The organism is Burkholderia sp. Ac-20365, assembly GCF_017104715.1.
GTDB lineage: Bacteria > Pseudomonadota > Gammaproteobacteria > Burkholderiales > Burkholderiaceae > Paraburkholderia.
Map to the genome: position 1 here is coordinate 52,209 of NZ_JAAGPI010000007.1, position 26,595 is coordinate 78,803.

The window sequence follows — 26,595 nt, forward strand, 5'->3', positions numbered from 1 at the left end:
GCGCACACGCCGTCGCTGAAGGTCCGCCCGATCCACCCGACACTGAAAGCGATTCTCACGTGCGCCGACTTACCCTTGCCTCCCTGCTATCCGGCCTGGTGACTGTGATTTTTTTGTCGTTGTACGGTTGTCATCAGAAGGATTCCGCTGCGCCGGCCGCAACCGCGCCGACGAAGACGATCATCACCGCGCTGATCTGGGCGCCCGACTGGCCGGAAGAAATGCTGCAGATCGCCGCGGCATTCAGCAAGGAGAATCCCGATATCGGCGTGAACGTGCAGTTCATGGTCGGCAATTCGGTCGAGGCGAACATCAAGCCGCGCGTCGCCTCGGGCAATCTGCCCGACCTCGTCAGCGTGAACCCGAATGCGTACTCGGCGGAACTGGCCGACCAGGGCATCCTCGCCGACGTCAGCAAGACGACGGCGTGGAACAACATGATCGACCCGTTGAAGGGCGACTGGACGAGCCGTCAATCGAAAGCGTTCGGCATTTCCGGCGGCGTGGCGACGGTGCTGATGTACTACAACGAGGATATGTTCGCGAAAGCCGGGGTCCCGGCGCTACCGACGAATTTTCGCGAGTTCCTCGCCGTATGCGAACAGCTCAAGCGCGCGGGTTTCACGCCCGTGATGTGGAATGGCGGGTTTCCGAACATGCTGGGCAATGGGCCGTTCAGCTTCGGATTCGCGAATAACGTGGTGGCGCGCGAACCCGCGTGGAAGAAGAAAATCGACGACGGCACGCTGAATCTGAACACACCCGCCGTCGCCGATATTTTTGCCAAAATGTCGCTGATCCCGGAACGCGGCTACGTGCAGGACGGATACATGGCGACGGACTACGACGGCGGCATCCGCCTGTTCAAGGAAGGCAAGGTCGCCATGGCGATTCACGGCAGCTGGGCCGCCGGTCTGCTGCTGCACGGCAATGCCTTCGAGACGGGCGTGTTCGTGCCGCCGTGGAATGCGCCGGGCAAGCGGCCCGTGCCGATCATCGGCAGCGAAACGGGCTTTGCCGTGCTGGAAACGCCGAACAAGGCCGCCGCCATGCGCTTTCTCGAGTTCATCGCCGGCAAGGGTTTCGCGATTCTCCAGGCGAAACGCCAGAACATCTCGCCGTTCCGGCAGAGCACGGGCGCGATGGCGGGCGACCCGAAGATCGCCGCGTACACTGAGGCTGTCAGTCGTTATCCCGTCACGGCAAGCCCATATTATTCGGTGCTTCCGTCAAACTCGATCGAGCGTCTGCATCGCCTGATGCAGGATGTCCTGTTGAACAGGATCACGCCCAGACAGGCCGCCCAATTGCTGGACGCGTCCGTCAAGAACGAAGCAAAGATGCATTACAAATGAGCTCGATCTTCGGTTCACTGCAACGCGTTTTTGAATACCTGTCGCAGGATCTGCTGCGCCGTGTCGAAATACGGTACCGGCTGATAACTGCGTTCATCCTGCTGTCGCTGCTGCCCGTGCTCATTTCGGGCTACATATCGTATGCAGAGTCGACGGCGGCCATCAAGGACAAGGCCGAGATATTCTCGAAGGAAGTGGTCAAGCAGGTTGCGCGCAACATCGCATTGCGCATGGATCAGGTCGAAACGGAAAGCAGCCTGCTCGTGCTGTCCGATCAGGTGCAGTCCGCGCTGATGAAGGTGGCGAACGGCAACGAAAAGGAACAGAGCGAGGCGCGTCTGGACATGACGCGTCTGCTGCTCGATCACTACGGCTCGGTCGATTTCATCAACGAAAAGTATCTGCTCGACAGCCGCAACCGCGTGATGGACACGCAGGCGTTCGCGCAACTGACGCGCGGCGTGATGGGCTTCGTCAAGCAGGCGCCCGACCGCAATGGGCATCCGTACTGGGGCAGCTACGACAACGGCGTCGGCCAGTTGAACCTCGGCATGGTGCGCGCCGTCATCGGCAAGAGCAACAACAAGCGTCTCGGCAGTCTCGTGCTGGTGATACGCCCCGAACATTTCTCGTCGATATTCAACGACGTCGCGGTCGGCACCGGCACGCAGGTCTACGTGCTCGATACCAGCAACAACAAGCTGATCGTGCGCGCCGACGACGCGCCCGTGAGCGTCGACACAGCGGCCGAACCCGGCCTGATCGACAGCATCCAGCACAACACGGAAATGCTCGGCCAGCCGAACGGCTTCGTCAGCTTCGAAGGCCTGGACCGCGCGGGATACTTCGCGGCCTACACGCGGATTCCCGGCACGACGTGGTTCGTCGTCAGCACGATTCCCGAAAAGAGGCTGACGGCCGAAGCGCAGTCCGTGCGCAATCAGATCGTGCTGGTTGGCATTTCGGGCTTTCTGCTGTCGATCTTCCTCGCCTACTTCATTTCGCACAGCATTTCGTCGCCGCTCAAGGATCTCGTGCGCAAGATGCACGACACGGGCAGCGACGCGGGCGCGGAAGAACGCGCGCTTGCCGAAGCGCACGTCGATGCCGATGGTCAGGACGAACTCGGCCGCCTCGCGCATCGCTTCGAAAGAATGCGCGGCGCGATCCGGCAGAAGATCCAGAAGATCAACGAGATCAACGCGTCGCTCGAACAGACCGTCGTCGAGCGCACGGCGGAACTCGTCAGCCGCGAACTGGAGTCGCGCACGCTGATCGAGAACTCGCCCGACACGATCACACGCTACGACCGCGACCTGCGCCGCACGTATGCGAACCCCGCGTTTTGCGCGTCGGCGGGTTGCGCGCTTAGCGAAGCGCTCGGCAAGCGGCCTTCGGAAATGCCGGGGGGCGCGAACGCGCTGATCTACGAACGCAAGATCGGCGACGTCATTTCGACAGGCAGAAGCGGACATTTCGAACTGCGCTGGATAGGCAAGGAAGGCCAGGAGCAATGCTCGCATATTCGCCTGACGCCCGAGATCGACGCTTCGGGCAAGGTGAATTCGGTGCTGGCTGTCGGCCGCGATCTGTCCGACCGGATGGCGTTCGAAGCCGCGATCTGGCGGCAAGCGAACTTCGACACGCTGACGCAACTGCCGAACCGGCAGATGTTCCAGAACCGTCTCGAGCAGGAAGCGAAGATCGCGCAGCGCTCCGGGCATCGGATGGCGTTGATGCTGATCGATCTGGACCGCTTCAAGGAAGTCAACGATTCGCTCGGCCACGACACGGGCGACACGCTGCTGGTCGAAGCCGCGCGGCGCATCACGTCTTGCGTGCGCGACACGGATACCGTCGCGCGGCTTGGCGGCGACGAGTTCACGGTGATCCTGCCGAATATCGACAATACCGACAGCATCGAGCGAATCGCGCGCGCGATCATCGACAAGCTGTGCGAGCCGTTCACGCTCGGCCCCGACGAAGCCTTCATCTCGGCGAGTGTCGGCGTGACGCTGTATCCGGACGACGCGCGCGAACTCGACGTGCTCTTCAAGAACGCCGATCAGGCGATGTACGCAGCGAAGAACGCCGGACGCAACCGCTTGAGCTACTTCACGCCGGATCTGCAGGTCGCGGCTGAAAAGCGCCTGCGTCTGACGAGCGATCTGCGCGCCGCGCTGCCGGGCGACCAGTTCGCGCTCTACTACCAGCCGATCGTCGATCTGTCGACGGGCGAGATCTACAAGGCCGAAGCGCTGATCCGCTGGCTGCATCCCGAGCGCGGCATGATCAGCCCGCTCGACTTCATTCCGCTCGCCGAAGATACGGGCTTGATCGTCCCCATCGGCGACTGGGTGTTCAAGCAGGCCGTGCAGCAGGCGAAGCTGTGGCGCGGGCGCTTCCATGCGTCGTTCCAGATCAGCGTCAACATGTCGCCCGTGCAGATTCGCCAGGACAATCTGGTGTGCACGCAATGGTCCGAGCATCTGAAGCGCGAAGGCATGCCGGGGCAAAGCATTGCCGTCGAGATTACGGAAGGCCTGTTGCTGTATGCCGACCTGAAGATCGACGAACGGCTGATGACGTTCCGCAATGCAGGCATCCGCATTTCGATCGATGACTTCGGCACCGGCTATTCTTCGCTGGCTTATCTGAAGCGCTTCGAGATCGACTTTCTGAAGATCGACCGGTCTTTCGTGCAAAACCTCGGTTTCGATGCGGATAACCAGGCGCTGTGCGAAGCGATGGTCGTGCTTGCGCACAAGCTCGGGCTGAAGGTCATTGCGGAAGGCGTGGAAACCATCGAGCAGCGCGATTTTCTGACGGGCGTCGGTTGCGATTTTGCGCAAGGCTTCCTGTATTCGCAGCCTGTTCCGCCGGATCAGTTCGAAGCGCTCGTGTGGCCGCGCATCGAGGTCGGGCAGGAAAGCAGCTGACGCGCCGCCCTCATTGCGGCGGCGGCGCTTGCGTCTGCGGCGCGCGCGACTTCATGCGTGCAACCACGGCATCGGCAACCTGACTGGCGACCTGTTTGATATCGGCCTGCTGATCGTTGCCCGCCATCACATAGCGGGCCGCCGCCGCATACGGGTTCAGCTTCACGATCGCGCCGGGCATATGCCGGTCGGATTGTCCTTCGACCGTTTGATAGAGCGGCGCGGGCGCGTCGTTGGGCAAGGGATCGATGGCAATGGCCAGTTCGATCCGGCCTTGTCCCGCGCCGAAGCCCACCACAGCGCGTCGCACGCGATTGCCCTCATCCACGCTCACGAACACGCCGCGCACCAGCCAGCCTTGCGCGGGAGACGGTGCATCGCCAGGCAAACGGCGCGCGTCGATGCCCTCGCGCTTCAGGTCGGCAACGAGCGTGTCCGACATCTGCGCCACCAGTTGCCGCGCCTTCTTCTGCGGATCCTGCTGGGTCAGATGCAGCGGCGACAGATCGCCGGCGAGGCGTCGGGCGCGGCTCAAGCGGCTCTGATCGGGCGTGATGTTCGCGGCGTCGAGTTCAAAGTCCGACACATAGACGACAGGCGCCGTCGCGTTCCCCGCGCCGCCTTGCTGGGCGAACGCAACGCACGCGGATGCGGCAAGCCAGATCGCGGCAACGGGGCGTATCCAGCATCGATTGTTCATCGTGGTCTCCTGATCAAGGCGATCGTGCGGAAACTGTTTGCGCCAACGATGAATATACGCCGCCTGCCGCAACGCGACCGGCCAGGGCGATGAAAACAGCCCGATTGCGTCCACAGGATTAGGCAAGACTTCCAGAGAATCCGAACAACAGAAATGGCCGCTTTGAGCCACACTCCGACACGTTCCCACCGTTTCGTCATCGCCCGTCAGCGGCAGCCGCGAGAGCGTGGGCGACGGCGGCCGTTCGCAGCGTCCGCGACAACCAGAACCTACTCGGAGTCATCGATGTCCACCACTCTGATTCTCAACGGCAAATCCACGACGCTGGACGCCGACCCCAACATGCCGCTGCTGTGGGCCATCCGCGAAGTTGCCGGCTTGCACGGCACGAAGTTCGGCTGCGGGATGGCGCAATGCGGCGCATGCACGGTTCATCTCGAAGGTCAGCCGATCCGCTCCTGCATCACGCCGGTATCGGCTGTCGAAGGCCGCCACATCACGACGATCGAAGGATTGCAGGGCAAGCCCGCGAAAGCCGTGCAGGCCGCGTGGGTGAAGCTGCAAGTGCCTCAGTGCGGCTACTGTCAGTCCGGGCAGATCATGTCGGCCGCCGCGCTGCTCGCGCAGAATCCAAAGCCGACCGACGCCGACATCGACGCCGCGATGAGCGGCAACATCTGCCGCTGTGCGACCTACACGCGCATTCGCGCGGCGATCCACGACGCGGCCGACGCGATCCGGGGGTGAACGATGACGACCGATATCGTTGACGTTCAGCGCCCGTCGCGGCGCACCTTTTTGAAGAGCGCGGGCACCGCGGCAGCGCTCGCGCTGACCGTCGGCTTCGAATGGGCCGGCACGACGCGGCGCGCCCTCGCCGCGCCAACGCCCGGCAGCACGTTCGCGCCGAACGCGTTCCTGCGCGTCGGCGCCGACGACAGCGTGACCGTGATCGCGAAGCACGTCGAAATGGGCCAGGGCGCTTATACGGGCATCGCGACCATCGTCGCCGAGGAACTCGATGCCGACTGGTCGCGCGTTCGTGTCGAAAGCGCGCCCGCCGATGCGAAGCGCTACGCGAATCTGGCGTTCGGCACGATACAAGGCACGGGCGGCAGTTCGGCGATGGCCAATTCGTGGACGCAGTTGCGTGAAGCGGGCGCAAAAGCGCGCGTGATGCTGGTGACGGCCGCCGCGCAGCAGTGGAAAGTGCCTGTGTCCGAATTGCGCACCGAACGCGGCGTCGTTTATCACGATGCGAGCGGCAGGCACGCGACGTATGGTTCGCTTGCATCGGCGGCCGCCGCGTTGCCCGTGCCGGACACAGTCGTGCTCAAGGACCCGCAGCGTTTCGCGCTGATCGGCAGCCAGGCGCCGCGTGTCGACGTGCCGCCGAAAACCGACGGCACTGCGCAATTCACGCTCGACGTCACATTCCCCGGCATGCTGGTCGCCGTGATCCAGCGCCCGCCGCTATTCGGCGCGACGGTGCGTTCGTTCGACGCAACAGCGGCGAAAGCGGTGCCGGGCGTCGTGAACGTCGTGCAGGTGCCGCGCGGCGTGGCCGTCGTCGGGAAGAGCTTCTGGGCCGCGAAGCAGGGTCGCGACGCGCTGAAGGTGGACTGGGACGATTCGCACGCGGAAAAACGCAGCTCGGCAGACATCATGGCCGAATATCGCAAGGCCGCCGATCAGCCCGGCCTGCCCGCACGCACGGAAGGCGATGCGGCCAAAGCGATCCAGGGCGCGGCGCGCAAGCTGTCCGCGAGCTACGAGTTTCCGTATCTCGCGCACGCACCGATGGAGCCGCTCGACGCCGTCGTCAAACTGAGCGCCAATAGCTGCGAAATCTGGGCGGGCGACCAGTTCCAGACCGTCGATCAGGCGAACGCCGCGCATGTCGCAGGCCTGCAGCCGCAGCAGGTCAGCATCCACACGCTGTACGCAGGCGGCAGTTTTGGCCGGCGCGCGAATCCGGGCTCGGACTATATCGTCGAAGCCGTTTCGGTTGCGAAGGCGCTCGGTGCGAACGGCACGCCGGTCAAGCTGCAATGGACGCGCGAGGACGACATCCACGGCGGCCTGTACCGGCCGATGTATCTGCACAAGCTCGAAGCGGGACTCACGCGCGATGGCAAGCTGGTCGGCTGGCAGCACCGGATCGTCGGGCAGTCGATCGTCGCCGATACGCCGTTCGCGGGGCTCATCAAGAACGGGATCGACGGGACGTCGGTGGAAGGCGCGGCGAACATCGCTTATGCGATTCCGAACATCTCCGTCCAGCTGTCGACAATGAAAACGGGCGTGCCCGTTCTCTGGTGGCGCGTGGTCGGCAGTTCGCACACGGCCTTCGCGGTCGAAGCCTTCATCGACGAAGCCGCGCATGCGGCGGGCAAAGACCCGTACACATTCCGCCGCGACCTGCTCGAACACGAGCCGCGCATGCGCGGCGTGCTCGATCTGGCGGCGCAAAAAGCGGGCTGGAGCAATGCGCCGCTGCCGCCCGGCAAAGGGCGCGGGATCGCCGTCGCGGAAGCGTTCAAGACCTTCGTCGCGCAGGTCGCGGAAGTATCCATCGACAAGGACGGCAAGGTGAAGGTGGATCGCGTGGTCTGCGCTGTCGATTGCGGCACGGCGATCAATCCGGACGTGATCGCGGCGCAGCTGGAAGGCGGGATCGGTTTCGGCCTGGGCGCCGCGCTGTACGGCGCAATCACGCTGAAAGACGGCCGCGTCGAGCAGAACAACTTCGACGGTTACCAGGTGCTGCGTATCGATGCAATGCCGAAGGTCGAAGTGCACATCGTTCCATCGACGCAAGCGCCGACGGGCATCGGCGAGCCGGGCGTCGCGCCTGTTGGTCCTGCCGTCGCGAATGCAATTTTCGCGGCGACGGGCAAGCGGGTCTATACGCTGCCGTTTTCGACCGGAAACCTGGCCTGACGCCAGTTCACGCGTGCGCAATGGCTCGCGGCGTTGCTCAACGCCGCGAGCCTTGTTTCATCCGGCGGACAACTTATGCCCGCCGCATCCAGCTCAATTGCCGTTCGATGCCGGTGCGCCCGTCTGCATCGTGCCGTTGGACGTGCCGCCCACGGCCGACTGCTCCATCGAGACCTTGGCTTCGGCGGCCTGGATATCGTCGGGATAGAAGGCGTCCTTGGAAATGGGCCGATAGCCCGCCGCTTCGACGCGTTGCAGATCGTCACGCACCTGCGCGCGTGTGACCTCGCCCTGGTTGGCCTGAGCGAAGGAAAGTGCCGGCGCAGCCAGCGCGCACGAAACGACTACAGCCTGAATCAGTGCTTTCATGATGGTTCACCTGCAATGTGAGTCCTCGACCAGCGCCACACTCTCGCGGGTGTGACCCCAATGCCCTTTCGCCCGTCACGGGCCGCGAAGGGATACCGCCATTGTGTGCACTGGGCGCTGACCAAACCCTGTCCTTCAGATGACAAATCGGTCATTTACGAAATCGGCCTGCGACATAGCCGTTTATGCTCAGCGCCAGATGTCGAATTTGTAATGTCACAGTCACTAATGAGTAAGTGCCCCGCCGCCACACTGCGACCCCATGAACACCCCGGGCGTGATTTGCGTTCGGGTGTGCCGACAGATCATCGTCCAAGGAAACGTCATGTGGATCGTCAAACTGGCCCTGCGGCGGCCCTACACATTCATCGTGCTGGCCGTGCTGCTCTTCATCATCGGGCCGCTTGCGATCCTGCGCACGCCGACGGATATCTTTCCGAACATCAACATTCCTGTTGTCAGCATCGTCTGGTCGTATAACGGCTTTTCCGCCGAAGACATGGCGCACCGGATCACGTCGAACTACGAGCGCGCGCTGACAACGGACGTCGACGATATTGAGCATATCGAGTCGCAATCGCTCAACGGTGTATCGGTGGTGAAGGTGTTTTTCCATCCGGGCGCGGATATCAATCGTGCGATCGCCGAGGCTGCGTCGAACTCCGCGTCGATCCTGCGCGTGCTGCCGCCGGGCACGCTGCCGCCGAACATCATTACGTACAACGCGTCGACGGTGCCCGTGCTGCAACTCGGGCTGTCTAGCAACACGCTGCCCGAACAGACGCTCTACGATCTCGGCAACAGCTTCATCCGCACGCAGCTTGCGACGATTCAGGGTGCGGCCGTGCCGCTGCCATACGGCGGCAAGATCCGCCAGATCATGGTCCAGCTCGATCCGAAAGCGTTGCAGGCCAAAGGCCTCGCGCCGATCGACGTGGTCAACGCCGTCAACGCGCAAAACCTGATTCTGCCGGGCGGCACTGCGAAAATCGGCTCGCGCGAATACAACGTCGAGATGAACGGCAGTACGCAATCGGTCGCCGCGCTCAACGATCTGCCTATCAAGACAGTCAACGGCAGCGTCGTGTATGTGCGCGACGTCGCGCATGTGATCGACGGCTATGCGCCGCAGACCAATATCGTGCGCAGCGACGGCAAACGCGCGGCGCTGCTGCAAATCGAAAAGACGGGCAGCGCATCGACGCTCACCATCATCCAGCAGGTCAAGGCGATGTTGCCGAAGATCGCCGCAGGCCTGCCGAGCGCGTTGAAGATCACGCCGCTTTCCGATCAGTCCGTGTTCGTGAAGTCCGCGATTTCGGGCGTGGTACGCGAAGCGCTGATCGCCGCGTGCCTGACGGCAGCGATGATCCTGCTGTTTCTCGGCAGCTGGCGCGCGACGCTGATCATCGCCGTGTCGATTCCGCTTGCCGTGCTGACGTCGCTGATTGCGCTCGCGGCGCTTGGGCAGACCATCAACATCATGACGTTGGGCGGACTCGCGCTCGCGGTCGGCATTCTCGTCGACGACGCGACCGTGGCAATTGAAAACATCACGCATCATCTGGAAAAAGGCGAACCGCTGCACGACGCTATCCTCAACGGTTCCGGCGAAATCGCCGTGCCGACCTTCGTGTCGACGCTGTCGATCTGCATCGTGTTCGTGCCGATGTTCCTGTTGTCGGGCGTGGCGCGCTATCTGTTCGTGCCGCTCGCGGAAGCCGTCGTGTTCGCGATGTGCGCGTCGTACTTCTTCTCGCGCACACTGATTCCGACGCTCGCGATGTATCTGATGCGCGCACCGTCTGCAAAAGGTCAAGTCGCGTCAGGGCGTTTCGCGATTTTCGCGCGCTTTCAACAAGGCTTCGAACGGCGCTTCGAAGCGGTGCGCCACGGCTATCACGATGTGCTGCAACGCGCGATTTCCAATCGCCGCCGTTTCATTCCTGTGTATCTGGCGCTGTGTTTTGCGTCGCTCGCGCTGATTCCGTTTGCAGGTCGCGACTTCTTCCCCGCTGTGGACACAGGCGAAATCCGTCTGCATTTGCGCGCGCCGACCGGCACGCGCATCGAGCAAACCGCGCGCATCACCGATGAAGTCGAAGCGAAGATTCGCAGCGTGATTCCGAAGTCGGAACAGGCGGCCGTGCTCGACAACATCGGCGTGCCCGTGAGCGGCATCAACCTGACATACGACTCGTCGGATCCGATCGGCCCTGAAGACGCCGACATCATGATCACGCTCGCACCCAAACACAAGCCAACGGAACAATACGTCGCGCAATTGCGCAACGTGCTGGCGCAGTCGTTTCCCGGCGTGACGTTCGCCTTCCTGCCCGCCGATATCGTCAGCCAGATTCTGAACTTCGGCCTGCCCGCGCCGATCGACGTGCAGATCGTCGGCAACAAGCTCGATCAGAACCGCGTCGTCGCGAACAAGCTGCTTGCGCAGATGCGCGGCGTGCGCGGTCTCGTCGATGCACGGATCCAGCAGCCGGGCGACGAGCCGACCATCGACGTCAACGTCGATCGCACGAAGGCGATTCAGGCGGGCCTCACGCAGAAAGATGTCGCGCAGAACATGCTGATCGCGCTGTCCGGCAGTTCGCAAACCACGCCGAATTTCTGGCTCGATCCGAAGAACGGCGTCAGCTATCCGCTGGTGGCCGAAGTGCCGCAGTACGACATTCACTCGCTGCAGACGCTCACCAACATTCCGCTGACGACCGACAAGGTCAGCGTCAATCCGCAGAATCAGCTGGGCACGCTCGGCACGACCTCGCGCAGCACGCAGCAGGCTGTCGTGTCGCACTACAACGTGCAGCCCGTGCTCGACATTTTCGCGTCGACGCAAGGGCGCGATCTGGGCGGCGTCGCCTCCGACGTGACGAAACTGGTCGATGCGGCGCGCGCACAGTTGCCGCCCGGCTCGTCGATCGTGATGCGCGGCCAGGTGCAGTCGATGAACGAATCGTTCTTCGGCCTCGGTACCGGTCTCGTGTTCGCGATTGCGCTCGTCTATCTGCTGATGGTCGTCAACTTCCAGTCGTGGCTCGATCCGCTGATCATTGTCAGCGGCTTGCCGGGCTCGCTGGCGGGCATCGCTTGGATGCTGTTCGCCACGCACACGACGCTCAGCGTCCCCGCGTTGACGGGCACGATTCTGTGCATCGGCATTGCGACCGCGAACAGCATTCTCGTCATCAACACGGCACGCGAATCGCTCGCGGGAGGCATGGAGCCGCTCGCCGCCGCGCTCGATGCAGGCTTCAACCGCTTCCGCCCGGTGCTGATGACAGCACTCGCGATGCTGATCGGCATGCTGCCGATGGCGCTCGGTCTCGGCGACGGCGGCGAACAGAACGCGCCGCTCGGACGCGCGGTGATCGGCGGTCTTGCGATCGGCACGGTGTCGACGCTGATGTTCGTGCCCGTGGTGTTCGGCATGGTGCACGCGTGGCTCGCGAAACGCCGCGCCAAACGTACCGCCGACGCCGCTAACGCCGACGTGATCACACACGCTAATTAAGGACTTGCCATGACCACGCCCAATCTGCCCAATGTGCCGTCGGGTCAGGAACCGTCGACCCGCACCGATCTCGCGCTATCCAACGGCGCACCTTTGCCTCGCAAGCGACGCTTCGTGCTGCCCGTCGCGCTCGCGGCCGTCGCTGCCGCGTTGCTTGCCATTGGCATCGTGCCGCGGCTGCATGCGAGCACTGCCCTCACACAGCAGGTCGAGGCGCAGCGCTATCTGAGCGTCGACGCGTTGACGCCGACGCGCGCGCCTGCATCGCAGGAACTGCTGTTGCCGGGCAACGTGATGCCGTTTGCCGATGCATCGATCTACGCGCGCACGAGCGGCTACATCCAGCACTGGTACACGGATATCGGCGCGAAGGTCACAGCGGGACAGACGCTCGCCGATATCCAGACGCCCGAACTCGACGCGCAATTGCGCCAGGCGCGCGCCGACGAAGCCAACGCGAAAGCCAACTACAGTTTTGCGGACAGCACTGCGCAGCGCTGGCAAACCATGCTGCAAACGCAGTCCGTTTCGCAACAGGACGCCAACGCGAAAACCAGCGACAGCGCAGCGAAGCTCGCCGCATGGCAGGCCGCGCAAGCGAACGTGGCGCGGCTTACCGAACTGGTGTCATACGAGAAGGTGACGGCGCCGTTCAACGGCGTGATCACCGCGCGTAAGGTCGACGTCGGCGCGCTGGTGACGGCGGGCGGCTCGCCCGGCATCGCGGCCAATGGCGGCGAACTCTTCCATATCGAGCAGACCGACCGGCTGCGCGTCTATGTCGAAGTGCCGCAGAACGACGCGCAGGGCATCGCGCCCGGCACGAAGGTCTATCTGACGACGCAGCAGTATCCGGGGCGTCAGTTCGATGCGACCGTCGCGCGCAGCGCCGACGCCATCGATCCGGTGAGCCGCACGTTGCGCGTCGAGGTCGATGTCGATAATCACGACGGCTCGTTGCTGCCCGGCGCGTATGCGCAGGTTCATCTTGCGCTGGTCACTGCCCATCCCGCACTCGAAGTGCCCGTCAGCGCGCTGCTGTTCCGGCCCGACGGCGTGACCGTCGCGGTGGTCGACAAGGACAGCAAGGTGCAACTGAAGACCGTGACCATCGGCCGCGATTTCGGCACCTACGTCGAAGTCGCGACGGGCCTCGATGCCACCGACCGCGTGATCAACAATCCCGGCGATGCAATCAGCAGCGGCGAAACGGTGCGCGTCACATCGACGAAACCGGCGATGCCCGCCAAGCAGGGTTAAGCACAAGGCGACGCTCATCATGAACAATCTTCGTATGTCGCTGGTTCGCAAGTCGCTTGTGGTCGCCATTGCTGGTGCGCTGACGGCGTGTTCGACCTTGCCGCACTATTCGCAGCCGCAAACGGCTGTGCCCGATCATTTCGCGAGCGCGCCGCAAGCATCGGCAGGCTGGACGATCGCCGCACCCGCCGATGCGCAGCCGCGCGGCCCGTGGTGGACACTCTATGGCGACGAGGAACTAAACCGTCTCGAAGCCCAGGTCGATGTGTCGAACCAGACCGTGCAAATGGCCGTTGCGCAGCTGCAAGCCGCGCGCGCGATGGTCGACTATCAGCGCGCCGGCTACGCGCCCACCGTAACGGCGGGGACAGCGGCGCAGCGCTTTCGCACGTCGCAAAACGTCGTTCATAAGGGCCTGGCAGGACATACCGTGCCGGACTTTTCGGCAGGCGTTGCGGCGAGTTGGGAACCCGATCTGTTCGGCCGCGTGAAGGATGCGACCGTGAATGCCCGCGACAATGCGCAAGCCAGCGAAGCCGATCTGCAATCGGTGCGCCTCGCCGTCTCTGCGGATCTCGCGACCGACTATTTCGATCTGCGCTCGCTCGACCGTCAAAAGAAGCTGCTCGACGATAGCGTCAAGGCGTACACCGCCGCGCTGGGCATCGTGCAGCAGCAACTGAAGGACGGCGCGATCGATGCGTCGGCGGTCGCGCAGGCTCAAACGCAACTCGAAAGCACGCGCACGCAGGACAGCGATATCGACGTGCAGCGCGCACAGCTTCAGCATGCGATCGCGACGCTGATCGGCCAGCCGGCTTCGTCGTTTTCGTTGCCGTCGAAAGTGGAGACCATCGCGCTGCCGCAGATTCCGACGGGCGTTCCTTCGCAATTGCTGGAGCGCCGTCCCGACATTGCCGCCGCCGAGCGGCGCGTGGCGGCCGCGAATGCGCAGATCGGCCAGGCGCGCGCGGCGTTCTATCCGGATCTCACCTTGTCGGCATCGGCGGGTCTCGAAAGCAGTTTCTTTGCGCCGTGGCTCACTGCGTCGAGTCTGTTCTGGTCGCTTGGTTCGCAACTCGCGGGCACGCTGTTCGACGGCGGACGCCGCACCGCGGCGCTGAAAGGCGCGACCGCGCAGTATGACGGCACGGTCGCGGATTACCGGCAGACGGTGCTGGTTGCGTTTCAGCAGGTCGAAGACCAGCTGTCGTCGCTCGATACGCTCGCAAGCGAGGCGGACAGCCAGCAACGCGCGGTCTCGGCCGCCGATCTTTCGCTGAAACTGACGACCAACCGCTATCAGGCAGGCGCCGTCAACTATCTCGATGTCGTCACCGCGCAAACCATTGCGCTATCCAATGAGCGCACGGCCGAGCAGATCGACGCGCGACGTGTCGACGCAAGCGTGCAACTGCTGAAAGCGCTCGGCGGCGACTGGAACCGCGCCGCGTTGACGGATGCGAACGCAACGAACTGACAATCGACTGACAGCGACTGACAACGGCTGACAAAAATTCGCGCGCTCGCAGCGTGCGAATTCGCCGTGTCGCGTGTTGTGTCGACTGCAACCTCAGGCACGCTCGTCGTAATATATGGCCGTTCATAACGCAACGGGGAAAATGTAATGCGCAAGCTGTTGTTGTCGGGAATCGTGTTGACGGGCCTTCTTTTCACGGGCGCAGCGTCCGCCGATGAAGGCAAGGTCGAGGTGCTATACGCCGGCTCGCTGGTGAATCTGATGGAGCGCAGTGTCGGCCCGGCTTTCGAAAAGGAAACAGGCCTGCATTTTCAGGGCTATGCGGCGGGCTCGAACCTGATCGCCAATCAGATCAAGGGCAAGCTGCGGCGCGGCGACGTGTTCATCAGCGCGAGCCCGAAGGTCAATCCGGGCCTGATGGGCGCGGCGAATGGCGATCACGTCTCGTGGTACGTGAACTTCGCCGAATCGCCGCTGATGATCGGCTACAACCCGCAAAGTCGCTTCGCCGCCGACTTCAGGAAGAAGCGCTGGGATGAAGTGCTGCAGGAACCGGGCATCCGCGTGGGCCGCACCGATCCGAAGCTCGATCCGAAGGGCGCGTTCACGGTCGAGATGATGACGAAGGCCGCTGCGCTCTACAAACAGCCTGACCTCGTCGAGAAGACGCTTGGCGATCCGGAGAACCCGGCGCAGGTGCTGCCCGAAGAGACGCTGGTTGGCCGGTTGCAGTCGGGTCAACTCGATGCTGGCTTCTTCTATTCGACGGAAACTTCCGATCTGAAGATTCCGGCAATTCGCCCCGCGCCCGAGCTTCAGGCGAAGGCCAGCTATACGCTGACCATTCTCAATGACGCGCCGAATCAGGCGGGCGCTGCGCGCTTCGTCAACTTCCTGTTGAGCGAGTCGGGCCGTGCGTTGCTGAAGCAGCATGGCGTCGATATCGTGAAGCCGACCGTGACGGGCAACGCGCAGGCGGTGCCGTCGTCCGTGCAAGCCGTGATCGACGCCGCGCAATGACACGCCAGACCGCGCGGCCGCTGCTATGGCTTGCCTGCCTGCTCGCCGTCTATCTGTGCGCGCCGTTTATCGCGAGCATTCCGCAGATCGACAAGGCCGCGTGGTCGGGCGTCGACTGGCGCGGCACGTGGTCGGCTGTTGCGGTATCGGCGGGCAGCGCGAGCGTCGCATCGATTGTCATTCTAATCGGTGGCGTGCCGCTCGGTTACTGGCTGTCGCGTTCGACGTCGCGCGGCATGGCGCTGCTCGGCTTTATCGTGCAGTTGCCGCTGGCGCTGCCACCGCTCACGAGCGGCATTCTGCTGTTGTTTCTACTTGGGCCGTATAGCTGGCTCGGTCAATTGACCAACGGCGCGCTCACGGATTCGTTTGCGGGCATCGTGCTCGCCGAAACCTTCGTGGCCGCGCCGTTTCTGATCGTCGCGGCACGCTCGGCGTTCGCCGCGATCGATCCCGTCTACGAAGACGTCGCCGCCACGCTCGGACATCGCGCGGCAAGCCGCTTTTTCCGCGTGATGCTGCCGATCGCCTGGCCGTCGATTCGCGCCGGCCTGGTGCTCGCGTGGCTGCGCGCGTTCGGCGAATTCGGCGCGACAGTGATGGTCGCGTATCACCCGTATTCGCTGCCTGTTTATACGTATGTGGTGTTCGGCGGGCAGGGCTTGCCCGCGATGATGCCGTTGCTGCTGCCGACGCTCGTCATCGCCGTGTTGTGCGCGGCGCTCTCGGTTGCGTGGCGCGATGGACGGCCCGGCCTGCTGGACGTGATCGACAACGGCGATGCATCGGATCAACCGTCGCAGGAACTCTCACGCCCTGCCCTGCCGAATCCACGTCTCGCGTTCGCGCTTAAGCGTCATCTTGGCGCGTTCGATCTCGACATCGAATGGACACCTTCGACACGGCGGCTCGCGATCATCGGTCCGTCGGGTTCCGGCAAGTCGCTCGCGTTGAAGCTGGTTGCGGGGCTGGAGCGCAATGAAGCGGGCTTCGTCCGTTTCGGCGAAACACAACTGGATACGTTGCCGCCCGAGCAGCGCCACATCGGCTATGTGCCGCAGGATTACGGGCTGTTTCCGCACATGACGCTGGCACGCCAACTTTCGTTTCCCGTCGATGCCGACGCCGCAAGCGCACGCTACTGGGCCGAACATCTCGGGCTGTCTGCGCTGATGGACCGCTTGCCACGGCAACTGTCGTTCGGTCAGCGGCAGCGCGTTGCGCTGGCGCGCGCACTTTCGCGGCACAGCCAGCTTCTGTTGTTCGACGAGCCGTTCTCCGCGCTGGATACGCCACGGCGCCGGCGTCTGCAACAGGCATTGCGCGCGCTGCAGCGGGAGATTTCGGCGGTCACCGTGGTCGTCACGCATGACCCCGACGAGGCCGCACTGCTCGCGGATGAAGTGCTCGTCATCGAGCGCGGGCGCGTGCTGCAGGCGGGCGCAGTCGAGCACGTATTCCGGCAGCCTGCGTCGTTACGGGTCGCCGCGCTGCTCGGCCTGCATAACGTCGGCGAAGGAACGATGCGCGCAGCGGGTGTGATCGAAACTGCGTCGGGACTGTCGATCGAAACGTCGAATCGAACTATCGCCGCGGGCCAACGCGTGATGTGGCGTGTCGCGCCATCGTCTGTTGCGCTCGCAGCGGACGGCGCATATTCCGGCACCATCGATTCCGTCGAATTGAGGCACGGCGAGCCTTATGCGGTCGCGGATATTGGCGGCATGCGCTTCGATATCGCGTGCGACGATGCCGATCCGCAGCGCGGCGCCGCGCGCTTCGCAATCGATCCGCGTGGCGTCAGCGTGTGGACAAGCGGAACGCGAGTCGAGCCGCGGCAAAGCGCGCAGCCCGCGTCATCGCATGCCTAGACGATGGCGGTCTGGTCGCCCGCCACGAGCGCCGCGTCTGCGCGCATGAGCGTGAGAGGCAAACGGTCGTAGTTAGACTGCTCGACGAGAAAATCGACCAGGGCGCGCACGTTGGGTGCAAGATTACGGCGGCTCGCATACGCAACCGATAACCCCATCAGGGGCAACGGCGCGTCGGACATCACCTGCACGAGCGCGCGGTCGCTCAGATCTTCTTCGACGAGCGCGGCGGGCAGCAGCGCAACACCCATTCCTTCGATTGCCATACGCCGCAGCATGCCGCTGTTGTTTGCGCGGATATGCGTCGCCTGCAATGCGTGCGCATCGAGCCATCGACGCACGGGATCGTGCTCGGCGCTCATCGTGCCGTCATCGTGCGAGAGCATGACGAGCCCGTCGATTTCCGTCAGTTGCGTATCGCCGCGCTCCGCCATCGCATAGCGCGGCGAAGCGACGAGCATCATCGGCAGTCGGGCGAACACGCGCGCCACCACGGAACCGGGATGCGGATAGGTGTCGCTCGTCAACGCGGCATCGAAGCGCCCTTCGACCAGATTGATGGGACCGTCCGCATACATCACCTGCGGCACGACGAGCGGATAGCGCGCCGTGTAAGCCTTCAACAGCTTCGCTAGATAACCTGCGCCGAGACTGCCTTGCACGGCAATGCGCAAGGTGCCCGACGGCGCACCCGTCGCGGCGAGCAGCCCGCCTTCGACATCGTCGATATCGTCGACAATCGCCCGCACGCGATCCAGGAACAGCCGCCCTGCTTCCGTCAGCGTGACGCTGCGTGTCGTGCGTTGCAGGAGACGCGCGTCGAGGCGCTCTTCCAGCGATGCCACGCTGCGCGTTGCGACGGCGCTGGATACTTTCATCTGATCCGCCGCGCCCGTGAAACTGCCAAGCTCGGCGACCTTTACAAACATTCTGAGTGACTGCAGATAGTCCATCGTTGCGCTTCTGCCGTTGAAGTCAGAGATCCGAGCCTGCACTGTACAAATGTCCCGTGCCTGGATAAAGCGGCGGCGGATGAATTAACTGTTCACGCGGCCCGGACAATTTCATTGAGTGAAATCGTCGGGCGCAAGTAATGCAATTGCAGGATCCCGCGCGGCGGGCCTCACAGACACGTCAGGTCAATATGACGATCTTGCCATTCGCTTCGTTGCGCTCCATGCAGTGATGCGCCTGAACGATCTCCTCCAGACGAAACACCTTGCCGACATGGATCCGCAACTGTCCCCGCTCGATCAGACGGATCAGCCGCGCAAACGGTGTCGTGACGAATTCCTTTGATCCGCCGTTGTAAACCGTCAGCCTCACCGTGCTCGGAATGGCTTCGAGCGGATCGAAATGGTCGAAGGTCCACGCGTTGCCCACGATGCCCGACATACACACCACGCCGTTGGGCCGCGCGCAACGCAACGAATCTTTCAATGTTGTGGCTCCGACCAGATCGAGCACCTTGTCGACACCGCCGCCCAATAGCGCATTGACTTCACCGGCAATGCTGCCGCCATCGACCACGACCTCTTTCACGCCGCTCTCCAGCAGGAACGAAGTCTTGAAGCGGTTGCGCGTCGTGGCGATCACGAATGCGCCCGTATGCTTTGCAAGCGCTGCGGCCGCGAGCCCGACGGAAGTCGTCCCGCCGCGAATCAGCAGGCGATCGCCGTGTTCCAGATCGAGTGCCCTGAACAGTGATCCCCACGCGGTTTGCAACATCTCAGGTAACGCGCCGAGTTTTACCCACGGCAGGGTTGCATTGATCCTCTGTACCTGGCTTGCCGGCACACAGGTGTACTCCGCATAGCCGCCATCGAACTGACGTCCCATGCCGCCCATCGCGGTCGCCACGACATCGCCGTTATGGAATTCTCCGCCCGGTGCATCTTCGACTATCCCCACTGCTTCGATACCCGGCACACGCGGGAAACTCACTTCCGGTGAAAGCCCACGCCGTGTGAACAGTTCGGAACGGTTTAGCCCGAATGCCTTGACGCGAATGAGCACCTGGCCAAACCTTGGCACGGGAATCTCACGTTCTTCCAGCCTTAACGCCTCCGGGCCGCCCGGTGTATGAATGACGGCTGCCGTCATTGTCGGCATGACTGCCTCCTTCGGGGCTGTTCTCCGGAACCGGGCTCGGCGTTCCGCTGCGAGCACGGAGCTTGACAGCCCACGTTGTTGTCGTTGTGATGTTTCGTCTTTATGCCGGGTTTCAGCCTTCGCCCTGTTTGGGGTCTCTATTGAACATGTAGAGAATGATTTTCCATTGGGTCCCCGTCTGCCTCAGCACGAACAGTTCGCGATTGTGATCGGCAACCTTCCTGCCTCTTTCGACGTACGACGCGCCGACATGATGATGCGTACGCACGATGGCCATGTCGCCGTAGACGTCGATCGCGTCGTAGGCAAACTTCGTTGAAAAATTCACGCTTTTGAATAGCGCGTTATACCCGTCTATCTTTTGCTGGCGGGTCGCATACGTGACCTTGTCGTTCCACTCGGCAACGCTGTCTTCTGCGAACAGGCTCACGATCGCATCGGTATCCTTTGTATTGAGTGCGTTCTGATAGCGATCGACGACGTCGTAGACATCTCTTTGCCGCGCGAGAACCTGCGGGTCGGTTGAAAATGGCAGGGTTTGTGCTGCTGCCGATAGAGGTATCGCGAGGCACGCTGCAAACAGCACGATCAGCAAAAGATGCGTACCGCGCGCAATCAGGCGTTCATTGTTATGCATGGATTTCTCCCACTGAGAGGATGCTCACCTGTCAAAGATTGGCTTGCCATGATCCACATCACGAAAGCACCGCAAATTGCGGTCGAATCGGGATTGCGCTTCGACCCTGCACGCTCCAGAGATTAAGTGGTGTGCATACGAAGAGAAAGATAAGAGACGTCGAACCTGAAGTTCGCTTTGACCGAACGCGCTAACTGACAGGCGCGCTTGCGCCCGCGGAGTTGCTCGACGACAGAGACGGGATGTTTGACGAGACGTGTCAGAGCGCGGATGCGTTGAACGATCCGCTCGCCGCCTTGTATGACACGGCCTGGCTCGCTACGACGCCTGCGCTGATCAACGGCGCATCCCAGTTAGCGGGATCGCCGATATGTGCGCTCAGAAATTCGATGAGCGCGTTGATTTTTGGAGGCGTTCGCACGGCCTTTCGATACACCACGGAAAGTTGCCCGCCTTGCGGTGCGTAGTCCTGGAGCACGGCGATCAGATCGCCGGAAAGAAGAAAGTCGCCCGCGATGAAGGTCGGCAATATGGCAAGGCCCAGACCGGCTCGCGCGCCTTCCAGCAGCATATGTTCGGAGTCGGCGCGCAGGCGCGTCCTGACGCGAAACGATTGCCTCTTGCCGTCGACGAGAAGACTCCACATGCCGTTCGGTTCGCGGTTGTAGTAATTGACGCCGAAGTGATTCGCCAGATCGCGCGGATGCCTTGGGATATCGTAGCGATCAAGATAGGCGGGACTCGCGCAAATCAGACTGTGATACGTCGTGATGGTCCGCGCGACGAGACTGGAGTCCGGCAATTCGCCTGTGTGAATCATCACGTCATACTGGCCGTCCTGCATGCTGATGGCCCTGTCTTGCGTGTCGATATCGAGTTGCAGTTCCGCGTGCCGGTCCGCAAACGCGGACAGGATCGGGCCGAGATAGCGCGCCAGCAATGCGAGCGGAACACTGATCCGCAACGGCCCGCGCAAGCTGCACTGCGCGTCCTGCACCGATTCTTCCGCGAGCCTCACATCGTGCAGCACGCGCGATGCGCTTTCGTAGAACACGCCGCCAGCTAATGTCACGCGCAAGGGCCGGTCGCGTTCCAGCAATGCGCAACCTAGCCGTCGTTCCAGTTGCCGGATGCGCGTACTAACGATCGATTTGGTCGTACCGAGTCTGCGTGCCGCTTCGGAAAAGCTCGATGCGTCGACAACGGACACGAAGGTCGCCATGTCCACGAACTTGTTCATTGGTTTTCCTGAATTGCGGCTTTCATCTGAAGTTCGCTTCGGCGTCTTTACGATCTGGAAAGTCACTGACAGCAGAAAGCTAAACCAGAGCGCAAGTTCGCGTCAACGATTTCGCATAAGATTAAATTTCATACAACAAATGTTGTTACGCATTTTCAGGCGTTTTTTAGACGTTGTTAGACGACCATCGTCCTGAACGGAACATCTGTCGCGCGCCGGATTCAGCAACGCCTTCACGAATGCGGAGTCTGGCGGAACGCGTTCGGGTCGATGCCGTGGCGCGTAATCTTGTCGTAGAGTGTTTTGCGCGGTAAGCCGAGTTGTTCGGCAGCTTTGATCACCTGGCCGCCTGCATTGCGTAGCGCGTCTTCGATATACGTGCGCTCCGCGCGCACCATTCGCGATGCAAGCGAGTCGGCGCCGGCCGGCGGCTGTGGCAAGCCATCGTCGAGGCCCAGCGAGAAGCGCTCCGCCACGTTCTTCAGTTCGCGAACGTTGCCGGGCCAGTCGTGCAGTTGCCAGCGCATCATGTCCTCCGATGTCCACGCAGGCTCGGGTTTGCCGTATCGCGCGCACGCCGCGCGCATGAAGTGCGCAAACAGTTCGGGGATATCGTCGGCGCGTTGTCGGAGCGCCGGCAGTTCAATCGAAACGACGTTGAGCCGATAGTACAGATCGGCGCGGAAATGGCCCTGATCGGAAAGCTGCTTCAAGTCCTGTTTGACGGCCGCGATGACGCGCACATCGACAGCCACGGACGTGTTGCTTCCAAGCCTTTCGATGTAGCGTTCCTGAAGCGCGCGCAGCAGTTTGGCCTGCAACGCGAGCGGCATCGTTTCGAGTTCGTCGAGAAAGAGCGTTCCGCCATTCGCGTATTCGAACTTGCCGATTCTTCTTTGCTGCGCGCCTGTAAAAGCGCCCGGCTCGTGACCGAATATCTCGCTTTCGAACACGGCTTCAGGCAAGGCCGCGCAGTTCAGCGCAACGAACGGCCCGCTGCGGCGGCTCGCTGCGTGGAGCGCTCGCGCCAGTACTTCTTTCCCTGTACCCGTTTCGCCGACGATCAATACATCAGCGCCCGTGGGTCCGATCGCGTCGATCAATCCGTGCACGCGCTGCATCGGCGCAGAGCGGCCCAGCAACGTTCGTTCGCCGCTTAGTTGTGCGCGCAGGCTCCGGTTCTCGACGACGAGCTTGCGATGTTCCATCGCCCGCCGCACGGTATCGACTAGACGCTCGGAGTGAAACGGCTTTTCGATAAAGTCATAAGCGCCGGCCCGCATCGCGCCGACGGCCATCGCGACATCGCCATGCCCTGTGGTCAGGATGACCGGAATGTCGGCGCCGTCTGGGCGTGCCTTGATGCTATCCAGCAGCGTGAGGCCGTCTATTCCCGGCAAGCGGACGTCGCTCACGATCACGGCGGGCGGTGTCGGCCGGAGCGCGGCGAACGCGCTTTCGGCATCGTCGAATTCGCGCACGGCAATGCCTTCCAGCGACAAAGCCTGCGAGCAGCCGAGCCGCACGACGGGGTCGTCCTCAACGACATAGACCAGCATGCCGGCAAAGTTATCGGGCGAGTTCATGGTTTCGTAACGACCTCTTCTGTGACGCGTTGCAACTCGACGATGAACACGGCGCCGCCCAGTCCTGTCTCCGGGTCGCTGCTGTTTTTCGCTTCGAGACGGCCACCGAATTCATCGACGATGGCCTGTGAGATGGCAAGACCCAAGCCCAATCCTTTTCCGGACGGCTTGGTCGTGTAGAACGGTTCGAACAGTCGCGGCATCGCGAGTGGCGCAATGCCGGCACCGCTATCGGCAATACTGATGCGCACCAGCGTATCGACGACTTCCGTCATGACGAGCACTTCGCGGCGCGTCGCAGCGGCCGCGCTTGCATCGATTGCGTTGGTCAGCAGATTGACCAGAACCTGCTCGATCCGGATCGGGCTGGCGAGCACGATGGCAGCATCTTGTGTCGACGTAACGCGCACGGTGACGCCCGCCGCCTTGCGATGCAGTTCGACCAGCGCAAGCGCCTGCTGCAGCGACTCAGCGATCGATACGGGTTCCCTGCTCGTGACGTCATGTCGGGCAAACGCTTTGACATGCGAAATGATCTTGCCCATCCGCGCGGCCAGTTCGTTGATGAGCGTCAGGTTGCGCATCAGATCTTCCGGACGGTCGAGTTCGGTCATCCGGATCGCGTTGCTCGAGAGCGTCATGATGGCCGCCAGCGGTTGATTCAACTCGTGCGTGATGCCGGCCGCCATTTGTCCGAGCGCGGCCAGTTTGCCCGCCTGGATTGCGGTATCGCGTGTGTCGCGCAGGATGCGGCGCGCGTCGTCGAGGGCATCGACCTTTTCCTCCAGCGCGGCGTTCGCACGCGTCAAATCCGCCGTGCGCTCGGTAATACGTTGCTCGAGCTCGCGCTGCACGAGCTGCAATGCCGCGCGTGCACGTTGCCGTTCCCTGTCGCGGCTGTTGCGCAGCCGCGCGGCGGCGATCAGCGCAAAGACGAGTGCGGTCGCCGCACCTGCGCTGATGGCCGCGAACATCGCGCTGCGTTCGTCTTCGGTGTGATCGGTCAGGATGGCAACCTTCCATCCGAGCGGCCCGACGGGCCGGTAGTGCACGTGGTACCACCTGGCGCGTTGTCCCGGTGGCGCGACATACAGCTTGTCGGGCCGTTCGCCTGCGGAAGGCTGCGCGGAAGACATCGAGAGCGCGTTGAGCGTCGCATCGCCATATTGTTGCGTCTGCTGGAACGCGCTCCGCGCCGTGTCGCGGAGCGGAGCCAGCGGACGGTAACGCCAATCGGGCACTGAAGAGAGGAACACGACGTTATCCTGATCGACCAGCAAGACGATATCGCCGCCCTTCCCCAACGCATTCTCATAATGCTCCAGCGAAGCCTTGATTGCGACGACACCGACCACGGGCGCGCCTGCGCCCGAGCCATTGCGAACAGGCACCGCCAGGAAATAGCCCGCCTTCTTCGTCGTGTTGCCCACGCCGTAGAAGCGCCCCGTTCCGCTTTTCATCGCGTCGATGAAATACGGACGAAACGCGTAATCGAAGCCAACGAAGCTGCCCGTTTCATCCCAGTTGCTCGCTGCCAGCGTTTTCCCTTTTGTGTCCATCACGTAGGCGGCCGCCAGGTCGGCATTGGTCTGCACCGCTTTCAGATAGGCATTCGCCGCCTGCTGCAGATCGCGGTCGTCGGGTTTTGCGAGCAGACGCGCTATTACGGGGTCGAGCGCAGCGATGCGCGGCAGCGACTCGTAGCGGGCCAGCTGCGATTCGAGCGTCAGGGCGTAGAGGGACGCGCGCTGCGTGACTTCGTTTGCGTGAGCGCGCGTGTAGGAATGCAGCGCGACCGCATAGGCAATTCCGGCCGCCGCAACGCAGCACGCGATGACCGCTATCGCGGTCGCCACATGACGGATCCGCCTCAGACGATGCGCTTTCATGATGCCGTGTCCCCGTAAAGACTGACGCCCCGGCGCTTCGAGGCAAACAATCAGTCCTTGATGAGCGAGTGCTTGCCCGTATCCCGCATGCAGAGATACACCACCAACGAGCAGAAGATCGCACCCGTGACGTACCAGTAGAAAAGCGGCTCGTGTCCTGCCTGCTTGAGCCAGAGCGCAAGGTATTCAGCAGTGCCGCCAAAAACGGATACGGTCAAAGCATAAGGAAATCCGACGCCCAAAGCACGAATTTCCGCCGGGAACAGTTCCGCCTTTACGACTGCGTTGATCGACGTATAGCCGGACACGATCACGAGCGCAGCCATGATCAGGAAGAACGCGACCCACGCGTCGTGCGTCTGGCTGATGGCGGTCATGATAGGCACCGTGAACAGCGTGCCGAGCACACCGAATGCGATCAGTACGGGCCGCCGTCCAATGCGGTCGGAGATCGATCCGATTACCGGCTGAAGGATCGCAAACAGGAACAGCGAAGCCGCCGATACCAGCGTCGCGTCGTGCTTGCTCATGCCGACTGTGTTCACGAGGAACTTCTGCATGTAGATCGAGTAGGTGTAGAAGGCGATCGTGCCACCCATCGTCAGTCCGACGACGGTCAGCACGGCGCGCGGATGCTTGCGCAGTTCAGCGAGCGTGCCGCGCCTGTCCTTCTTGTCTTTGGCCTTCTCGAATTCGCCCGTTTCCTCCATCGACGCGCGCAGGCGCATTGCGGCAAGCGCGGCGACGGCGCCGATGAAGAACGGAATGCGCCATCCCCAGCTTTCGAGTTGCTGCGTGGTCAGCAGGAATTGCTGCAGGACCACGAGCAGCGCCAGCGCGAGCAGCTGGCCGGCGATCAGCGTCACATACTGGAAGCTCGAGTAGAAGCCCCGGTCTTTCGACGTCGCGACTTCGCTGAGGTAGGTCGCCGACGTGCCGTACTCCCCGCCCACGCTCAGGCCCTGCAGCAGGCGCGCGACGACCAGCAAGGCGGGCGCGGCTACGCCGATGACGTCGTAACCCGGGCACAGGGCAATGATGAGCGAACCGAAACACATCAGTACGACCGACACCAGCAGCGCGGAACGTCGGCCGTGGCGATCGGCATAAATGCCCATCAGCCAGCCGCCGATGGGCCGCGCAAGAAAGCCGACCGCGAACACGGCGGCCGTATTGAGCAGCTGGGCCGTCTGATTTCCTGCGGGAAAGAACGAGCGCGCGAAGTACAGCGCAAAGGCCGAATAAACGTACCAGTCGTACCACTCGATCAGGTTGCCTGCCGAGCCGGAGAAGATCGACTTGAGGCGTCGGAGGCGTTCGCCGGAGGCGGGTGCGGAAGTTCTTGTCGCGGATGGTTGGGTTTGAGTGGCGCGCGCGTCGGCTTCCGTATAGCTGGGATCCATGTCGTCTCCTTGGGTTTTATCGAATGCCGCTCGATGCGGCGCATCCCTTTCGCAACACGGGTGCCAGTTTTGGGCACGCTATGGATCGAATCTAAGTGTCTGTTTTTATTGAATTTAACGAATAGCAGCAGATGACGCTGGGTGGTTGCTTGTGCGGATAGGCGGAATCAGGTGGGGCTGATGTGCGGCTGTCCGCACATGCTGGCGCAGTGAAGGTGGCAGATGCCGGGTATGTCGTTTGCTGCTATCCCGCCGGATTGAC

At 62.6% G+C, this 26,595-nt stretch carries 18 protein-coding genes; 9 read left to right on the forward strand and 9 right to left on the reverse strand.

Annotated features, from left to right (window positions below):
- Positions 1-59 precede the first annotated feature (59 nt).
- Both G3O01_RS14740 and G3O01_RS14745 read left to right on the forward strand, forming a co-directional pair.
- Positions 60-1,355 carry an extracellular solute-binding protein gene (locus tag G3O01_RS14740; RefSeq protein ID WP_346779187.1) on the forward strand — a complete coding sequence of 432 codons (1,296 nt, stop codon included), beginning with the start codon at positions 60-62 and terminating at the stop codon, positions 1,353-1,355.
- Entirely contained in the window at positions 1,352-4,294 is a 2,943-nt protein-coding gene (locus tag G3O01_RS14745) for an EAL domain-containing protein (protein WP_205805807.1), read from the forward strand. The genes G3O01_RS14740 and G3O01_RS14745 overlap by 4 nt, the downstream gene beginning before the upstream one ends.
- A gap of 10 nt (positions 4,295-4,304) precedes the next feature.
- Here the strand turns inward: G3O01_RS14745 and G3O01_RS14750 are convergent, their stop codons facing one another.
- On the reverse strand, positions 4,305-4,994 hold the full coding sequence (locus G3O01_RS14750) for a DUF4410 domain-containing protein (RefSeq protein ID WP_205805809.1): 690 nt from the start codon (positions 4,992-4,994) through the stop codon (positions 4,305-4,307).
- A gap of 285 nt (positions 4,995-5,279) precedes the next feature.
- On the opposite strand from G3O01_RS14750, the gene G3O01_RS14755 reads away from it, so the two are divergent.
- On the forward strand, positions 5,280-5,741 hold the full coding sequence (locus G3O01_RS14755; protein ID WP_205805811.1) for a (2Fe-2S)-binding protein: 462 nt from the start codon (positions 5,280-5,282) through the stop codon (positions 5,739-5,741).
- A gap of 3 nt (positions 5,742-5,744) precedes the next feature.
- Complete coding sequence (locus G3O01_RS14760) at positions 5,745-7,937, forward strand: xanthine dehydrogenase family protein molybdopterin-binding subunit (RefSeq protein ID WP_205805813.1); 2,193 nt, start codon at positions 5,745-5,747, stop codon at positions 7,935-7,937.
- A gap of 93 nt (positions 7,938-8,030) precedes the next feature.
- Here the strand turns inward: G3O01_RS14760 and G3O01_RS14765 are convergent, their stop codons facing one another.
- Complete coding sequence (locus G3O01_RS14765; protein WP_205805814.1) at positions 8,031-8,306, reverse strand: DUF4148 domain-containing protein; 276 nt, start codon at positions 8,304-8,306, stop codon at positions 8,031-8,033.
- Between the two features lie 325 nt (positions 8,307-8,631).
- Between G3O01_RS14765 and G3O01_RS14770 the strand changes: the two genes are divergently transcribed.
- The 5 genes from G3O01_RS14770 to G3O01_RS14790 all read left to right on the forward strand — a co-directional run bounded on the left by G3O01_RS14770 (position 8,632) and on the right by G3O01_RS14790 (position 17,466).
- Positions 8,632-11,835 carry an efflux RND transporter permease subunit gene (locus G3O01_RS14770; protein WP_205805815.1) on the forward strand — a complete coding sequence of 1,068 codons (3,204 nt, stop codon included), beginning with the start codon at positions 8,632-8,634 and terminating at the stop codon, positions 11,833-11,835.
- Between the two features lie 9 nt (positions 11,836-11,844).
- Positions 11,845-13,095, forward strand: coding sequence for an efflux RND transporter periplasmic adaptor subunit (locus tag G3O01_RS14775; protein ID WP_205805816.1), 1,251 nt, complete (start codon positions 11,845-11,847; stop codon positions 13,093-13,095).
- Between the two features lie 19 nt (positions 13,096-13,114).
- Positions 13,115-14,575, forward strand: coding sequence for an efflux transporter outer membrane subunit (locus tag G3O01_RS14780; RefSeq protein WP_205805817.1), 1,461 nt, complete (start codon positions 13,115-13,117; stop codon positions 14,573-14,575).
- Between the two features lie 147 nt (positions 14,576-14,722).
- Positions 14,723-15,595, forward strand: coding sequence for an extracellular solute-binding protein (locus tag G3O01_RS14785; RefSeq protein ID WP_205805821.1), 873 nt, complete (start codon positions 14,723-14,725; stop codon positions 15,593-15,595).
- Entirely contained in the window at positions 15,592-17,466 is a 1,875-nt protein-coding gene (locus tag G3O01_RS14790; RefSeq protein WP_205805822.1) for an ATP-binding cassette domain-containing protein, read from the forward strand. Before G3O01_RS14785 ends, G3O01_RS14790 begins: the two co-directional genes overlap by 4 nt.
- Here G3O01_RS14790 and G3O01_RS14795 read toward each other — a convergent pair.
- The 7 genes from G3O01_RS14795 to G3O01_RS14825 form a co-directional block, all read right to left on the reverse strand.
- A complete protein-coding gene (locus G3O01_RS14795; protein ID WP_205805823.1) occupies positions 17,463-18,419 on the reverse strand; it encodes a LysR family transcriptional regulator in 957 nt (318 codons plus the stop codon). The two genes, G3O01_RS14790 and G3O01_RS14795, sit on opposite strands and share 4 nt — an antisense overlap.
- A 181-nt stretch (positions 18,420-18,600) precedes the next feature.
- Positions 18,601-19,578: a zinc-binding alcohol dehydrogenase family protein gene (locus G3O01_RS14800; RefSeq protein ID WP_205805824.1), complete on the reverse strand. Its 978-nt coding sequence runs from the start codon at positions 19,576-19,578 to the stop codon at positions 18,601-18,603.
- 112 nt (positions 19,579-19,690) lie between these two features.
- Entirely contained in the window at positions 19,691-20,215 is a 525-nt protein-coding gene (locus G3O01_RS14805; RefSeq protein WP_205805825.1) for a nuclear transport factor 2 family protein, read from the reverse strand.
- Between the two features lie 259 nt (positions 20,216-20,474).
- Entirely contained in the window at positions 20,475-21,455 is a 981-nt protein-coding gene (locus G3O01_RS14810; RefSeq protein ID WP_205805826.1) for a LysR family transcriptional regulator, read from the reverse strand.
- Positions 21,456-21,688: 233 nt separating this feature from the next.
- Positions 21,689-23,041: a sigma-54 dependent transcriptional regulator gene (locus G3O01_RS14815; protein WP_205805827.1), complete on the reverse strand. Its 1,353-nt coding sequence runs from the start codon at positions 23,039-23,041 to the stop codon at positions 21,689-21,691.
- On the reverse strand, positions 23,038-24,930 hold the full coding sequence (locus G3O01_RS14820) for an ATP-binding protein (protein ID WP_205805829.1): 1,893 nt from the start codon (positions 24,928-24,930) through the stop codon (positions 23,038-23,040). Before G3O01_RS14820 ends, G3O01_RS14815 begins: the two co-directional genes overlap by 4 nt.
- Positions 24,931-24,980: 50 nt before the next feature.
- Complete coding sequence (locus G3O01_RS14825) at positions 24,981-26,333, reverse strand: MFS transporter (protein ID WP_205805831.1); 1,353 nt, start codon at positions 26,331-26,333, stop codon at positions 24,981-24,983.
- Between the last annotated feature and the right edge of the window lie 262 nt (positions 26,334-26,595).

Excerpts from the sequence above, each read along its gene's own strand:
- G3O01_RS14795 (WP_205805823.1), bottom strand. The coding sequence starts at position 18,419 with ATGGACTATCTGCAGTCACTCAGAATGTTTGTAAAGGTCGCCGAGCTT.
- G3O01_RS14775 (WP_205805816.1), top strand. The coding sequence starts at position 11,845 with ATGACCACGCCCAATCTGCCCAATGTGCCGTCGGGTCAGGAACCGTCG.
- G3O01_RS14825 (WP_205805831.1), bottom strand. The coding sequence starts at position 26,333 with ATGGATCCCAGCTATACGGAAGCCGACGCGCGCGCCACTCAAACCCAA.
- G3O01_RS14785 (WP_205805821.1), top strand. The coding sequence starts at position 14,723 with ATGCGCAAGCTGTTGTTGTCGGGAATCGTGTTGACGGGCCTTCTTTTC.
- G3O01_RS14750 (WP_205805809.1), bottom strand. The coding sequence starts at position 4,994 with ATGAACAATCGATGCTGGATACGCCCCGTTGCCGCGATCTGGCTTGCC.
- G3O01_RS14760 (WP_205805813.1), top strand. The coding sequence starts at position 5,745 with ATGACGACCGATATCGTTGACGTTCAGCGCCCGTCGCGGCGCACCTTT.
- G3O01_RS14780 (WP_205805817.1), top strand. The coding sequence starts at position 13,115 with ATGAACAATCTTCGTATGTCGCTGGTTCGCAAGTCGCTTGTGGTCGCC.
- G3O01_RS14755 (WP_205805811.1), top strand. The coding sequence starts at position 5,280 with ATGTCCACCACTCTGATTCTCAACGGCAAATCCACGACGCTGGACGCC.
- G3O01_RS14820 (WP_205805829.1), bottom strand. The coding sequence starts at position 24,930 with ATGAAAGCGCATCGTCTGAGGCGGATCCGTCATGTGGCGACCGCGATA.
- G3O01_RS14745 (WP_205805807.1), top strand. The coding sequence starts at position 1,352 with ATGAGCTCGATCTTCGGTTCACTGCAACGCGTTTTTGAATACCTGTCG.
- G3O01_RS14800 (WP_205805824.1), bottom strand. The coding sequence starts at position 19,578 with ATGCCGACAATGACGGCAGCCGTCATTCATACACCGGGCGGCCCGGAG.
- G3O01_RS14770 (WP_205805815.1), top strand. The coding sequence starts at position 8,632 with ATGTGGATCGTCAAACTGGCCCTGCGGCGGCCCTACACATTCATCGTG.
- G3O01_RS14810 (WP_205805826.1), bottom strand. The coding sequence starts at position 21,455 with ATGAACAAGTTCGTGGACATGGCGACCTTCGTGTCCGTTGTCGACGCA.
- G3O01_RS14790 (WP_205805822.1), top strand. The coding sequence starts at position 15,592 with ATGACACGCCAGACCGCGCGGCCGCTGCTATGGCTTGCCTGCCTGCTC.
- G3O01_RS14805 (WP_205805825.1), bottom strand. The coding sequence starts at position 20,215 with ATGCATAACAATGAACGCCTGATTGCGCGCGGTACGCATCTTTTGCTG.
- G3O01_RS14815 (WP_205805827.1), bottom strand. The coding sequence starts at position 23,041 with ATGAACTCGCCCGATAACTTTGCCGGCATGCTGGTCTATGTCGTTGAG.
- G3O01_RS14765 (WP_205805814.1), bottom strand. The coding sequence starts at position 8,306 with ATGAAAGCACTGATTCAGGCTGTAGTCGTTTCGTGCGCGCTGGCTGCG.